This window comes from Siccibacter colletis (assembly GCF_025914095.1).
GTDB lineage: Bacteria > Pseudomonadota > Gammaproteobacteria > Enterobacterales > Enterobacteriaceae > Siccibacter > Siccibacter colletis.
The window spans coordinates 1,245,480-1,259,247 of the sequence record NZ_CP074352.1; the positions used below are offsets into that span (position 1 = coordinate 1,245,480).

Here is a 13,768-nt window from a genome sequence, read left to right on the forward strand (position 1 = left end):
AGCAGGGCGCAGGGCGAAACACGGCGGCAGCGCGAGAATTTATGCGGTGAATCACAAAAACTGCTACACTCCGCCCCTTCATGACATTGTGGTTTTTGTCTCGCTATCAGGCCTCGGCCTAACGCCTTCCCCGGAAAACTACACCGCACGCGGTCAGGGGCAGGTCCGGAGTTGTTATGTCCTTTGATTCACTTGGTCTTGCCCCCGAAATCCTGAAAGCGATCGCTGAGCAGGGTTACACTCAACCGACCCCCATCCAACAGCAGGCTATCCCGGCAGTGCTGGCAGGCCGTGATGTGATGGCCAGTGCCCAGACCGGCACCGGTAAAACCGCAGGCTTCACCCTGCCGCTGCTGCAGCTGTTGACCCAGCACAACCCGCACGCCAAAGGGCGTCGTCCGGTGCGCGCCCTGATCCTCACCCCGACCCGCGAACTGGCGGCGCAGATTGGTGAGAACGTCAGCGCGTACAGCCAGTACCTGAATATCCGCTCGCTGGTGGTGTTCGGCGGCGTGAGCATCAACCCGCAGATGATGAAGCTGCGCGGCGGTGTAGACGTGCTGGTGGCAACGCCGGGCCGTCTGCTTGATCTTGAACACCAGAACGCCCTCAAGCTCGACAGCGTAGAGATTCTGGTGCTGGACGAAGCCGACCGCATGCTGGACATGGGCTTCATCCACGACATTCGTCGCGTGCTGTCAAAACTGCCGGCGCGTCGTCAGAACCTGCTGTTCTCCGCGACCTTCTCGGATGACATCAAAGGGCTGGCGGAAAAACTGCTGCACAACCCGCTGGAAGTGGAAGTGGCGCGTCGCAACACCGCTTCTGAGCAGGTCACCCAGCACGTTCACTTCGTGGACAAAAAGCGCAAGCGGGAGCTGCTCTCTCAGATGATCGGCGAAGGCAACTGGCAGCAGGTGCTGGTGTTTACCCGCACCAAGCACGGCGCTAACCACCTCGCGGAGCAGCTGAACAAAGACGGTATCCGCTCTGCGGCAATCCACGGTAACAAGAGTCAGGGGGCGCGTACCCGTGCGCTGGCCGACTTCAAAACCGGTGATATCCGCGTGCTGGTTGCCACCGACATCGCGGCGCGCGGCATCGACATCGAAGAGCTGCCGCACGTAGTGAACTACGAGCTGCCGAACGTGCCGGAAGACTACGTGCACCGCATTGGCCGTACCGGACGCGCTGCTGCGACCGGGGAAGCGCTGTCGCTGGTCTGCGTAGACGAGCACAAGCTGCTGCGCGATATCGAGCGCCTGCTGAAGCGTGAAATCCCGCGCATTGCGCTGCCGGGCTACGAGCCGGACCCGAGCATCAAAGCCGAGCCGATCGTCAACGGTCGCCAGCAGCAGCGTGGCGGCGGTCGCGGTCAGGGCGGCGGTGGTCGTGGTCAGGGCCAGCCGCGTCGTCAGAACAGCGACAGCGCCGCGAAGCCGACCGGTGATAAACCGCGTCGTCAGGGCGGCGATGCAGCAAAACCCGCGGGCGAGAAGTCGCGCCGTCAGGGTGGCGACAGCGCGAAGCAGGGCCGCTGGTTAGGCGAGGGCGCATCACGTCCGTCCGGTGACGGCGCGCGTCGTCGTCGTCCGCCGCGTAAAGCCTCCTCCGGCGAATAATCCCTCCGGATGTTGTCAGCGGATTGCGGGGTAGCTAACATACCCCGCAATCTGTTTCGGGAGCCCCGTTCATGATCGATAAACACTCCACCGTCCCGGTTTACCTTCAGCTTGAAGCCTTTCTCACCGCGCAAATCCAGTCCGGCGCGCTAAAACCCGGCGACGCGCTGCCTTCCGAAACCGCACTCTGCCAGCAGTTTGGCATTGCCCGTATGACCGCCCGTAAAGCGGTGGATTATCTGGTACGCCAGGGCAAAGTCGAACGTCGACGCGGCCAGGGCACCTACGTCACGCACGCAAAACCGCCGCTGCGCATCGCGCTGCCGCTCGATCGCCATCTCACCTCCAGCGAAGCCACCCTCGCCCTCAACGAACCGATGGTTAACCGGCTGATCTGCCTGGAGCGCCAGCCCGTCAGCCATGATATGGCCGCGCTGCTCGCCATCGCGCCGGGGGATGACGTGTGGTTTATGAAGCGCCTGCGGCTGGTGGGTGATGTGCCGTTCGTGTTTGAGCAGTCCTGGATGCTGTGCGATCTGTTCCCGGATTTAACCCCCGCCGATCTCAATGCCTCGAAGTACGCCTACATCAGCCGGAAGGGCTACAGCGTGGCGCGCAGTGAAAAGCAGATCCGCGCCGAACTGCCGGCCCGCGACGTGCAGGAGATGCTCAGCATTCAGCGAGAAGAGCCGGTGCTGCACGCCACGTCGGTCGCCTGGCTGAGCGAAGGCCGCCCGTTTGAAGTCTCGGAAATCTACTACAACCAGCAGCACTACGTGTTCACCATCACCGCTGAACGGCCGTAAATCCCGTCTCACCTGACCGGCTACTTTGTGACCGGGTTCATATTCTCCGTTAACTTGTCTAGACAACTAGACATGATATATCGTTATACTTTCGTTATGCAGTTCGCTTCTTTTCACCTTACAGGGATAAGACTATGAGTCGTGCAGGCGAGTTTGTTCAGGATTTAGGAAAGGCACTGATGATGCCGATTTCCGTGATCGCCGCGGCGGGGATTTTTCTTGGCCTTGCCGCCGCGCTGCAAAACCCGGCGATTGTTGGCGAGGGGATGATCCACGCGCAGGCGATGCAGCAGGCGATTGGCTTTATACGCAAAGTGGCGGGGGCGCTGTTCGGCAATCTACCGCTGCTGTTTGCCATTGCCGCCGCCGTCGGGCTGGCGCGGGACGAGAAGCCCACCGCGGCGCTCGCGGCGGTGATAGGGTTTATCACCCTGCACGTCGGGGTGAACTTCAGCCTTACCGCCCAGGGGCTGACGCCAGAAACCACTTCAGCCAGCGCCTTTATGGCCAAAGGCTACAGCCAGACCGAGGCGGTGATGTACGCCGCCGAGTTCGCCAACACGCTGGGGATCTTCTCCTATCAGATGAGCGTGCTCGGCGGGGTGATTGCCGGGATCGTCACGGTGCTGCTGCACAACCGCTTCTACACCATCCAGCTGCCGGCGGCCATCGCCTACTTCGGCGGGCGTCGCTTTGTGCCGATTATTACCGTGATCGTGCTGCCGTTGGTGGGGTTAGGGCTCTCCTTCATCTGGCCGGTGATCGCCGGGGGCATTATTCGCCTCGGCGAGTTTATCGGCCACGCCGGGGCGGCAGGTACCTTCTTTTATGCCCTCACCGAACGCATCCTCATTCCTACCGGGCTGCACCACATCCTCAATGAAACCGTGCGCTTTACCCCGGTGGGCGGCATGGTGCATGTCGATAACGAAAGCATCATCGGCGCGCTCAGCATCTTCAACTATGCGCTGGCCCATCCGGGCGAACTGGCGAACGACGTGGTGCGCGAAGCCACCCGCTTCCTCGCCCAGGGCAAAATCCCGGTGATGATGTTTGGTCTGCCGGGGGCGGCGCTGGCGATCTACCGCTGCGCGAAGCCGGAGCACAAGCAGCGCGTGAAAGCGCTGATGATGGCCGGGGCGCTGGCCTCCTTCACCACCGGCATCACCGAGCCGCTGGAGTTCAGTTTTATCTTCGTCTCGCCGCTGCTGTTTGTCTTCCACGCGGTGATGACCGGCCTGTCGTTTGCCCTGTCGCAGCTGCTGAACGTGATGATCGGCAATGTGCAGGGCGGACTGATCGATTTCATCGTCTTTGGTGTACTGGGCGGGGCGAAAACCGCCTGGTGGTTCAGCCTGCTGCTCGGTGCTATCTGGTTCCCGGCGTACTACTTCACCTTCAAATTCATCATCCTGCGCACTAACGCCCGCACGCCGGGCCGTGAGGAGGAGGATCGCGTCCCTGCACCCGGTGCCGCTTTGGCCGGAAAGGGCAGCGGTGAAACCGCGCTGATTATCGAAGGGCTGGGCGGGCGCGACAACATTCAGGCGGTGGACTGCTGCTTTACCCGCCTGCGCGTCCGGGTCGCCGATATGGCAAAGGTGCAGGACCCGGCGCTGAAGCAGAGCGGGGCCAGCGGCATCATCCGCGCCACGCAGAATGATATTCAGGTTATCTATGGGCCGCAGGTGGAAGGTATCGCCACCGCGGTGAAGCAAAATTTACTTGCTCAACAGTCGTAAGGGAGCCGTAACATGAAAAAAGCTTTTAATATCGTTTTAGTCGGGGGCGGATCCACCTGGACGCCGGGATTACTCAAGGCGCTTTGCAAACTGAAAACCCGCCTGCCGCTCAACAAGCTGGTGATGTTCGACGTTAACGCTGAACGTCAGGCGGTGATCGGCGAATACGCGAAAGTGCTGTTCCGCGAAGAGTACCCGGAGGTGGAGTTAATCTGGACCACCGATAAAGAGGTGGCCCTGCGCGACATGGACTTCATCTTCTGCCAGATGCGTACCGGCGGCTACGCGATGCGCGAGAAGGACGAAAAAATTCCGTTAAGCCTCGGGGTGATTGGTCAGGAGACCTGCGGGCCAGGCGGTTTCGCCTACGGTATGCGTTCCATTCGCGACATGATTGAACTGGTTAACGACGTGCGGGCGCGTTCGCCGCAGGCGTGGATCCTCAACTACACCAACCCGGCGGCGATCGTTGCCGATGCGCTGAAAAAGTCGTTCCCGGATGACGAGCGCATCATCAATATCTGCGACCAGCCGGTCAACCTGCTGCGCTCCTATGGCCGCCTGCTGGGCCGCGACCCCGAGACCTTCGACCCGGTCTACTTCGGGCTGAATCACTTCGGCTGGTTCACCCATCTCTATGATGAAAACGGTCATGATCTGGCACCGGAGCTGAAAGCGATTATCGCCAGCAACGGCTTTAAGCCGGTGGACGCCGAGCAGCGCGACCAGTCCTGGCTTGATACCTACGCCGCGGTGGCGGATATGCTCCACGACTTCCCGGACTACCTGCCGAACACCTATCTGCAGTACTACCTCTACCCGGAGTACAAGCTGAGCAAGCTCGACCCGAACTTCACCCGCGCCAATGAGGTGATCAACGGCCGTGAGAAGCGGGTATTCGACGAGTGCCGTACCGCGGCGGCAGAGGGCACCACGAAGAACGTGCACGTGGTGCACAACGATGCCCACGGCGACATGATCGTTGAGCTGGCGGAGTCTATCGCCTTCAACCTGAAGAAAAAATTTATTGTGATGGTGGAGAATAACGGCCTGGTGGCGAACCTCGACAACGACGTGATGGTGGAAGTGGCGGCCGAAATGGGTGCCAACGGCCCGCGTCCGTTCGGCGTTGGCAAAATTCCGACCTTCTACAAAGGGATGATCGAACAGCAGTTCGCCTATGAGCGGCTGACGGTCGAAGCCTATCTGGAAGGCTCCTACACCAAAGCGCTGATGGCCCTGACGCTCAACCGCACCATTGTCGATGCCAAAAAAGCCCGCAGGGTGCTGGATGCGCTGATCGAGGCTAACCGCGACTACTGGCCAGAGCTGAAGTAACTTTCCGTAGCATGCCCTCTCCCGGAGGAGAGGGCGCCGTTACACTACCTCGCCATTGCTGGCGATCACCTGTTTGTACCAGTCAAAGCTGCGCTTTTTGCGGCGCGCCAGGCTGCCGTTGCCGTCGTTATCCTTATCAACATAGATAAACCCGTAGCGCTTTTTCATCTCTCCGGTGCCGGCGCTGACGATGTCGATCGGCCCCCACCAGGTGTACCCCATGATGTCGCAGCCATCGGCAACGGCTTCTGCCATCTCGATGATGTGCTGGCGTCCATACGCGATGCGCTCTTCATCGTTAATTGTGCCGTCCGGTGCAATCTCATCCACTCCGCCGTAGCCGTTTTCCACGATGAACAGCGGCTTGCGGTAGCGATCTGCCAGCTCGTTACACACCGTGCGCAGCCCTTTCGGATCTACCGGCCAGCCCCAGGCGGTTTTTTTCAGGTACGGATTGTCCTCGCCCTTCGCCCCGCCGGTATCGATCTGTAACTGCGCCCCGGCCTTGTGCACCACGCTGCGGTAGTAGCTGAAGCCCAGATAGTCAGAAGGGTAGCGGGCAATCAGCGCCAGATCCTCCGGCTCCATCGCCAGCGTAATGCCGTTATCGCGGAACAGGCGGCGGCTGTAAGCCGGATACTCACCGTTCATCATCACATCGGAATAGAACAGCGAGCGGCGGCGCAGCTGCTGGGTTTCAAAGATATCGTCCGGGTGGCAGGTGGCCGGGTAAACGGTGCTGAGCGACAGCATGCAACCGATCTTCGCCTCAGGAATGATTTCGTGGCACAGCTTGTTCGCCAGCGCATTGGCAACAAACTGATGGTGGTTGGCCTGGTAGATGATCTGCAACGAGGCGTCGGCATCCACCGCGCCGGTGGCGAACGGCATGCGGTTCATGTTGTTCAGCTCGTTGAAGGTCATCCAGTACTTCACCTTGCCGCGATAGCGCCGGAAGACCGTTTCGCAGTAGCGGGTGAAGTGCGCGATCAGCGCGCGGTTCTTCCAGCCGCCGTACTCCTGATAGAGCGCCAGCGGCGTTTCGTAGTGGGAGAGGGTGATCACCGGCTCGATGCCGTACTTCAGCAGCTCGTCAAACAGGTTATCGTAGAACGCCAGCCCGGCTTCGTTCGGGGTCTGTTCATCCCCGCGCGGGAAAATGCGCGACCAGGCAATCGAGGTACGAAAGCACTGAAAACCCATCTCCGCGAACAGCGCCACGTCCTCTTTATAGCGGTGGTAAAAATCCACCGCCTCGTGGCTGGCGTAGTAGAGATGCGGGTCGATGACGGCGTCATGCTGGCCGGAAGCGATACCGCCGCGCACCACGTCGGCGATAGACGGCCCTTTGCCGTCAAGGTTCCAGGCGCCTTCCGCCTGATTGGCGGCTATCGCGCCGCCCCATAAAAAGTGCTGAGGAAACTGTGCCATCTGCTGCTCCTTAATCGCTGAGATCCTGCCCGTTGGAGGCGATCACTTTTTTGTACCACCAGAAACTTTTCTTGCGCGAGCGGGCGAGGGTGCCGTTCCCCATGTCGTCCTGGTCCACGTAGATAAAGCCGTAGCGCTTGGACATCTGCGCGGTGCCGGCGCTGACCACGTCAATCGGCCCCCACCAGGTGTAGCCGAACAGGTCGACGCCGTCAGCAATGGCCTCCTGAATCTGCTCGATGTGCTGGCGCAGGTAGTCGATACGGTAGTCGTCATTGATGCTGCCGTCGGGGTTGACCTCATCCACCGCGCCGAGACCGTTTTCGGCAATAAACAGCGGCTTCTGATAGCGGTCGTAGAGCTGATTGAGCGCCAGCCGCAGCCCTTTCGGGTCGATCTGCCAGCCCCAGTCGCTGGTCTCCAGATACGGGTTGCGAATGCCGCCGGTGATCAGGTTCCCGGTCGCGCCCTGAAGTTTTTCCGGATGCGCGCTGATGGTGCTCGACATGTAGTAGCTGAAGGAGACGTAGTCCACCGGGTACTGGCGCAGGATCTCCTCGTCGCCCACCGCCATCTTCAGCACCACACCTTTCTCCGCCAGCATGCGCTTCGCCCACGAGGGATAGTAGCCGCGCGCCTGCACGTCGCTGAAGAACAGCGACACGCGCTGGGCCTCTTCACACGCCAGCTGGTCGTCCGGGTGGCAGGTGTTGGGGTAGAGGATCTGGTAGCTGATCATGCAGCCCACCTGCGAGCCGGGAATAATGGCGTGGCAGGCTTTGGTCGCTAAAGCGCTGGCGACAAACTGATGGTGCGCCCCCTGATACTTGTCCTGCTCAATATTCGGGTGATCTTCTTCGATGACCCCGACGCTGACGTAGGGGTGATGCTTCACGCAGTTGATCTCGTTGAAGGTCATCCAGTACTTCACCTGCTTGCGGTAGCGGGTAAACACCGTGGTGGCGAAGCGCACATAGAAATCCACCACCTGACGGTTCGGCCAGCCGCCGTAATCGGTGACCAGCGCCAGCGGCATCTCGTAGTGCGACAGCGAGACGATCGGCTCAATGCCGTGCTGACGCAGGGTGTTGAACACGTCATCGTAGAACGCCAGCCCGGCTTCGTTCGGCGTGGTTTCATCCCCGCGCGGGAAGATGCGCGTCCAGGCGATGGACATGCGGAAGCATTTGAAGCCCATCTCGGCGAACAGCGCGATGTCCTCTTTGTAGTGGTGATAGAAGTCATTGCCGTTGCGTTTGGGGTAGTATTTTGTGCTGTTCGGGTCCTGCGCCTCGGCCACCTGCTGGTGGGTCATGCCCAGCCACTGATCCAGCCAGCGCGCTTTTGGCGTCGTGACGTCAAAGGTGTAGACGTCAGACACGGACAGCCCTTTGCCGTCTGCGTTCCACGCCCCTTCCAGCTGGTTAGCGGCGGTGGCACCGCCCCATAAAAATCCTTCCGGAAAGGCTTTCGACATTGTCATGGTGTTTTCCTTATACCGCCGGTGCGGTAAGTGTCAGACAGGCTTCATTGATGCCGATACCGCCCTGTTTTACCGGGGTGATATCGCCGTATTCGTCGCTATTAGTGACAATCACAATCACGCTGGGGTCGATGTGCTGCGCGCGCAGGGCTTCAAGGTCGAAACCGATCAGCGGCTGGCCGACCTCGACGAATTCCCCCTCGCGGATATAACTGGTAAAGCCAGCGCCGCCGAGCTTCACGGTGTCGATACCGATGTGGATCAGCACCTCGGCACCGCTGTCGCTTCGCAGCGTCAGGGCGTGGCGGGTATCAAACACCGACTCCACCCGGCCATTAACCGGGGATCGCAGCTCCCCGCTGTCCGGGACGATGGCGATGCCCTTGCCAAAAATCTCATCGGCAAACACCGGGTCGCTCAGGCGGTCGAGCGGCAGCAGCTGGCCGCTCACCGGCGCGAAGATCTGCTCATCCCGGGCAGCAAGCGGTAGCGGTGCGCCCGCCTGCTGCGCAGCGGTATCCGGCTGCGCCTCCTCCTCAAAGCCAACCACCACGGTGAGCAGGGCGGCCACGGTGAAGGAGATCCCCAGGCTCGCCAGCGCCCACAGGAAGGTGGGGCCGACCAGGGCCGGAATACCGGACAGACCGCTCAGGGCAAAGGCATAGGTCTTTACCCCCATCGCCATCGCGAACGCCCCGCCGCAGGCTCCGCCCGCCAGGGCGCAGGCGAATGGGCGCTTAAAGCGAATATTGATGCCGTACATCGCCGGCTCGGTAATCCCCAGCGAGGCGCTGAAGCTGGTGGAGAGCGCAAGAGTTCTGGTCTTTTTGTTACGCGAGCGCAGAAAGACGCCGAACGCCGCCCCGGCCTGGCCGAGGTTGGCAACGTAAAACAGGATCTTGAACGGGTCATAGCCGAGCCGGCTGATGTTGTTGATCATCACCGGCACCAGCACGTAGTGCATACCGGTAATGATCATCAGCGACAGGGTACCGCCCACCAGTACGCCCGCCAGTATTCCCATGTTGGCCACCAGCCACAGGATGCCGCCCGACAGCGCGTTGCCAAGCCAGATGCCGAGCGGGCCGATAGTTATCAGCGTAACGGGCGTCACGATCACCAGCGACAGCAGAGGCACGAACATGGTTTTCAGCGCCCCGGGCATCACGCGGTCAACCGCGCGTTCTACGTAGCTCAGCAGCCAGACCGCCAGCAGGATCGGGATCACTGACGAGGCGTAGGAAACGGGCGCAACCGGCAGGCCGAAGAAGGCGATGGGGTCGCCGGCGGCGAACAGTGTGGTCAGGTTGGGGTGAAACAGCGCTGCGGCCATCGCCACCGCCACGTAGGGGTTAGCACCAAATTTGTGACCGGCGCTGAAGGCCAGCACCAGCGGCATAAAGAAAAACACGCCGTCGCTGATGGCCGCCAGGATCTGGTAGCTCTGGTTGCTGACATCGAGCCAGTTGAGGGCCACCAGCAGCGAGAGCACCCCCTTGAGGATACCTGCGCCGGCAATGGCGGGAATGATGGGGGAAAAGATGCCGGACAGCCCCTCCAGCACCACCGACACCGGGTTGCGGCGTTTGCGCGGCGCGTCGTCCGCAGGGGCGGGTGCTGCCTCGCGCAGGTGGGGAAGCTGGTCAAGGATCGCGTCGCACAGCGGGGCCACCTCGTTACCGATGATCAGCTGATACTGATCGCCGGAGATGTTGACCCCCATGACGCCATCGGTGTTGTCGAGCGCAGCCCGATCCGCCAGGCTCATGTCGCGCAGCTCAAAGCGCAGCCGGGTAATGCAGTGGAACAGCGAGACGATATTTTCGGCCCCGCCAATGCGCGTAATAATCTGCTGCGCGGTATGGGAATAGTGCATGGTCATTCCTCCAGATCCACGGCGAAATAACGCCGTGTTAAACAATCGCCGGGTCTGCCGGTCGTCTTGCTTCCTCTGGGGTTTGCCTGATTGAACAGTAACAAGCCTGAACGGAATTAGTGGGATTACTCCCGGGTATTACGCCCCGGTATCTGCGGGCGTCATTCTTTTAATCACGTTATCGATATGCACCGTCAGATATAATTTCTCCGACTGGCTCATCGCGTGGTGATAATTCTTCTGCACAAAATCATTAATGGCCTCAACGCAGGCGACGGTTTTTTTATAGCGCTGCTGCACCATCGCAAACAGTTCCGCATCGTCATTATCGACAATCTCGCCTTCTACTACCCGTTGAGCAAAAAATTTCAGGTGGGTAATAAAACGCTGGTAATTCAGGCTCTCCTCATCCGGCTTAACCCGAAACCAGTATTTGACGATGTTCTGCACCTGATAAATAAGCTGGGTGATCTGGCCGGTTTTCGCCGTGGTGGTGCTCAGCCCGGCGTTAACGATATGCAGCGCGATACTGCAGGCCTCAGCATCCGGTAATAGCGTGCCGGTGCGGGCGGCTATCAGCGCCAGTGCCTGCTGGCCGACGCCATATTCTGCCTGATAAAAATGGCGCACTTCCCACTGCAACGGATTATGCAGCGTCAACGCGTCATGACTGCGTTGCAGGGCGTAATGCAAATGATCGCTCAGGCTGATATACAGCCCTTCACTTAATTTATGCGGCAGGGCAGAGCGCGCCAGCGCCACGATATCATCGGTGAGCTGCAATATTTCCAGCGGTATTTCATCTGCCAGCGCTTTAAACCGGGCCGATATTTTGTCGTCGTGCAGGCGAAACGTTTTCTCTATTTTCGCCATATTAACCTGTTCTCCCGCCGAGGCTGAAAAACCTAATCCGCGCCCGGTGAGGATCAGCTCCTGACCCTGTTCATCCACCACGCTGACGACATTGTTATTAAGGATTTGCTTAATGAACATCGACGGCTCCTGAAAACAAAACGGGCAAAACATAAATACAGATTACGGAAAGTCTCCCGCAAGCTGCATTCAGGTTTTGCCCGCCGAACGGTAACAAGTTAATGCACTGATAAAAAACCTAACACTCGTCTGATAATCGGTCAACGCAGGGGACGCGGAAAGAATATATTTACCTCTGAAATGTGATCAGCTCTGCGAATTAATGCGCTCAATGTTTTCGCCGCGCCGTGCTAAAAAAAGGTCAACCTGCGGGCTAAAAAATGCCACAATAGTGGCTGTTTATACAGTATCTCAGGTTTCCCGATGGCCCTTTTGAGCGCGCATAAAGCGCAAATTGCCGCCTGGTACAAGGCGCTGCAACAGCAGATCCCCGATTTTATCCCCCGCGCGCCGCAGCGGCAGATGATTGCTGAAGTGGCGAAAACGCTGGCCGGGGATGAAGGGCGGCATCTGGCGATCGAAGCGCCTACCGGCGTCGGTAAAACCCTCTCCTATCTGATCCCCGGCATCGCCATTGCCCGGGACGAGCAGAAAACCTTGGTGGTGAGCACCGCTAACGTGGCGTTGCAGGACCAGATCTTCAGCAAGGATTTACCCCTGCTGCGCAAGATTATCCCGGACCTGAAGTTCACCGCCGCTTTCGGACGCGGGCGCTACGTCTGCCCGCGCAACCTCGCTGCGCTCTCCACCGACAGCCTGGCGCAGGGCGATCTGCTGGCATTTCTTGATGACGAGCTGACGCCGAACAGCAAAGAAGAGCAGCAGCGCTGCGCAAAGCTGAAAGCCGATCTCGACAGCTATAAGTGGGACGGCCTGCGCGATCACACCGATCAGGCGATCGACGACAAGCTGTGGATGCGGCTCAGCACCGATAAAGCGAGCTGCCTGAACCGCAACTGCCACTACTATCGCGAATGCCCGTTTTTCGTGGCGCGGCGTGAAATCCAGGAGGCGGAAGTGGTGGTGGCCAACCACGCGCTGGTGATGGCGGCGCTGGAGAGCGAAGCGGTGCTGCCGGAGCCGAAAAACCTGCTGCTGGTGCTGGATGAAGGGCATCACGTCCCGGACGTGGCGCGCGATGCGCTGGAGATGAGCGCCGAGATCACCGCTCCCTGGGCGCGGCTGCAGCTCGATCTGTTTGCGAAACTGGTGGCGACCTGCGTGGAGCAGTTCCGCCCGAAAACCCTGCCGCCGCTGGCGAATCCCGAGCGGCTGAACGCGCACTGCGAGGAGCTGGCCGAACTTATCGGCTCCCTGAACAGTATTCTGGGCCTTTATCTGCCGGCGGGCAGCGAGGCGGAGTACCGGTTTGCGATGGGCGAACTGCCGGCTGAGATCATGGAGATTTGCCAGCGGCTGGCGAAGCTTACCGAATCGCTGCGCGGCCTGGCGGAGCTGTTCCTCAACGATCTCAGCGAGAAGACCGGCAGCCACGATATTGTGCGTCTGCACCGGGTGCTGCTGCAGATGAACCGCGCCCTCGGCCACTTCGAGGCGCAGAGCAAGCTCTGGCGGCTGGCCTCGCTGGCCCAGGCGTCCGGTGCGCCGGTGTCGAAGTGGGTGACCCGCGAGCTGCGCGACGGCCAGCTGCATATGTGGTTCCACTGCGTCGGCATTCGCGTTGCCGACCAGCTGGAAAAGCTGCTCTGGCGCAGCGTGCCGCATGTGGTGGTCACCTCCGCGACCCTGCGCTCGCTCAACAGTTTTTCACGTCTGCAGGAGATGAGCGGCCTGCGCGAGAAGGCGGGCGACCGCTTTATCAGCCTTGATTCGCCGTTTAATCATGTCGATCAGGGGCGGATTGTCATTCCCCGTATGCGCTACGAACCGCTGCTGGAGCACGAAGCGCACCATATTGCCGAAATGGCGGCCTTCTTCCGCCAGGAAGTCGAAAAAGGCGAGCACAAAGGGATGCTGGTGCTGTTTGCCAGCGGGCGCGCCATGCAGCAGTTTCTCACCCACGTGACCGACCTGCGCCTGATGCTGCTGGTGCAGGGCGATCAGCCGCGTTACCGGCTGGTAGAGCTGCACCGCAAGCGCGTGCAGGGCGGTGAGCGCAGCGTGCTGGTGGGGCTACAGTCCTTTGCTGAAGGGCTGGATCTGAAAGGCGAGCTGCTCACCCAGGTGCATATCCATAAAATTGCCTTCCCGCCGGTGGACAGCCCGGTGGTGATCACCGAAGGGGAGTGGCTGAAAAGCCTTAACCGCTATCCGTTTGAAGTACAGAGCCTGCCGAGCGCCTCCTTCAATCTTATCCAGCAGGTAGGGCGGCTTATCCGCAGCCACGAATGCTGGGGCGAGGTGATCATTTATGACAAGCGCCTGTTTACCAAAGGCTACGGGCAGCGCCTGCTGAACGCGCTGCCGGTATTTCCTGTTTCCCAGCCTGAGGCACCAGACGTTATAGTGAAGGCTGAGCCAAAAAAAGCAGCGCGCCGCCCTCGTCGGCGCTGAATACGCAAACAGCACGACGTAAG

9 protein-coding genes are annotated in these 13,768 nt (G+C 60.1%); 5 read left to right on the plus strand and 4 right to left on the minus strand.

The annotated features are described in order from the left end of the window. The first annotated feature begins 176 nt into the window (after window positions 1-176). The 4 genes from rhlE (at window position 177) to KFZ77_RS06045 (ending at window position 5,508) form a co-directional block, all read left to right on the plus strand. Complete coding sequence (rhlE, locus tag KFZ77_RS06030; RefSeq protein ID WP_031525054.1) at window positions 177-1,622, plus strand: ATP-dependent RNA helicase RhlE; 1,446 nt, start codon at window positions 177-179, stop codon at window positions 1,620-1,622. A gap of 71 nt (window positions 1,623-1,693) precedes the next feature. Next, on the plus strand, window positions 1,694-2,428 hold the full coding sequence (locus KFZ77_RS06035; protein ID WP_264385723.1) for a GntR family transcriptional regulator: 735 nt from the start codon (window positions 1,694-1,696) through the stop codon (window positions 2,426-2,428). A 134-nt stretch (window positions 2,429-2,562) separates the two neighbouring features. Next, the gene (locus KFZ77_RS06040; RefSeq protein WP_264385724.1) at window positions 2,563-4,170 is read left to right on the plus strand and encodes a PTS transporter subunit EIIC; all 1,608 of its coding nucleotides are present in this window, start codon (window positions 2,563-2,565) and stop codon (window positions 4,168-4,170) included. Window positions 4,171-4,182: 12 nt separating this feature from the next. Further along, a complete protein-coding gene (locus KFZ77_RS06045) occupies window positions 4,183-5,508 on the plus strand; it encodes a 6-phospho-alpha-glucosidase (RefSeq protein ID WP_031525060.1) in 1,326 nt (441 codons plus the stop codon). Between the two features lie 39 nt (window positions 5,509-5,547). Here KFZ77_RS06045 and KFZ77_RS06050 read toward each other — a convergent pair whose 3' ends face one another. From KFZ77_RS06050 to licT, 4 genes are all read right to left on the minus strand, one after another. Continuing rightward, complete coding sequence (locus KFZ77_RS06050) at window positions 5,548-6,939, minus strand: glycoside hydrolase family 1 protein (protein ID WP_264385725.1); 1,392 nt, start codon at window positions 6,937-6,939, stop codon at window positions 5,548-5,550. 10 nt (window positions 6,940-6,949) lie between these two features. Next, a complete protein-coding gene (locus KFZ77_RS06055) occupies window positions 6,950-8,422 on the minus strand; it encodes a glycoside hydrolase family 1 protein (RefSeq protein ID WP_319640964.1) in 1,473 nt (490 codons plus the stop codon). A 10-nt stretch (window positions 8,423-8,432) separates the two neighbouring features. Then, window positions 8,433-10,298 (minus strand): beta-glucoside-specific PTS transporter subunit IIABC, encoded by a 1,866-nt coding sequence (locus KFZ77_RS06060; protein WP_264385726.1) that lies wholly within the window; start codon window positions 10,296-10,298, stop codon window positions 8,433-8,435. Window positions 10,299-10,436: 138 nt separating this feature from the next. Beyond that, a complete protein-coding gene (gene licT, locus KFZ77_RS06065) occupies window positions 10,437-11,291 on the minus strand; it encodes a BglG family transcription antiterminator LicT (protein WP_264385727.1) in 855 nt (284 codons plus the stop codon). Window positions 11,292-11,594: 303 nt separating this feature from the next. On the opposite strand from licT, the gene dinG reads away from it, so the two are divergent. Then, window positions 11,595-13,745 (plus strand): ATP-dependent DNA helicase DinG, encoded by a 2,151-nt coding sequence (dinG, locus tag KFZ77_RS06070; RefSeq protein ID WP_264385728.1) that lies wholly within the window; start codon window positions 11,595-11,597, stop codon window positions 13,743-13,745. Window positions 13,746-13,768 lie beyond the last annotated feature (23 nt).

Bases quoted from the DNA above. Each gene is read 5' to 3' on its own strand.
- KFZ77_RS06050 (WP_264385725.1), bottom strand. From the start codon at position 6,939: ATGGCACAGTTTCCTCAGCACTTTTTATGGGGCGGCGCGATAGCCGCC.
- KFZ77_RS06055 (WP_319640964.1), bottom strand. From the start codon at position 8,422: ATGACAATGTCGAAAGCCTTTCCGGAAGGATTTTTATGGGGCGGTGCC.
- dinG (WP_264385728.1), top strand. From the start codon at position 11,595: ATGGCCCTTTTGAGCGCGCATAAAGCGCAAATTGCCGCCTGGTACAAG.
- KFZ77_RS06060 (WP_264385726.1), bottom strand. From the start codon at position 10,298: ATGCACTATTCCCATACCGCGCAGCAGATTATTACGCGCATTGGCGGG.
- licT (WP_264385727.1), bottom strand. From the start codon at position 11,291: ATGTTCATTAAGCAAATCCTTAATAACAATGTCGTCAGCGTGGTGGAT.
- KFZ77_RS06045 (WP_031525060.1), top strand. From the start codon at position 4,183: ATGAAAAAAGCTTTTAATATCGTTTTAGTCGGGGGCGGATCCACCTGG.
- KFZ77_RS06040 (WP_264385724.1), top strand. From the start codon at position 2,563: ATGAGTCGTGCAGGCGAGTTTGTTCAGGATTTAGGAAAGGCACTGATG.
- rhlE (WP_031525054.1), top strand. From the start codon at position 177: ATGTCCTTTGATTCACTTGGTCTTGCCCCCGAAATCCTGAAAGCGATC.
- KFZ77_RS06035 (WP_264385723.1), top strand. From the start codon at position 1,694: ATGATCGATAAACACTCCACCGTCCCGGTTTACCTTCAGCTTGAAGCC.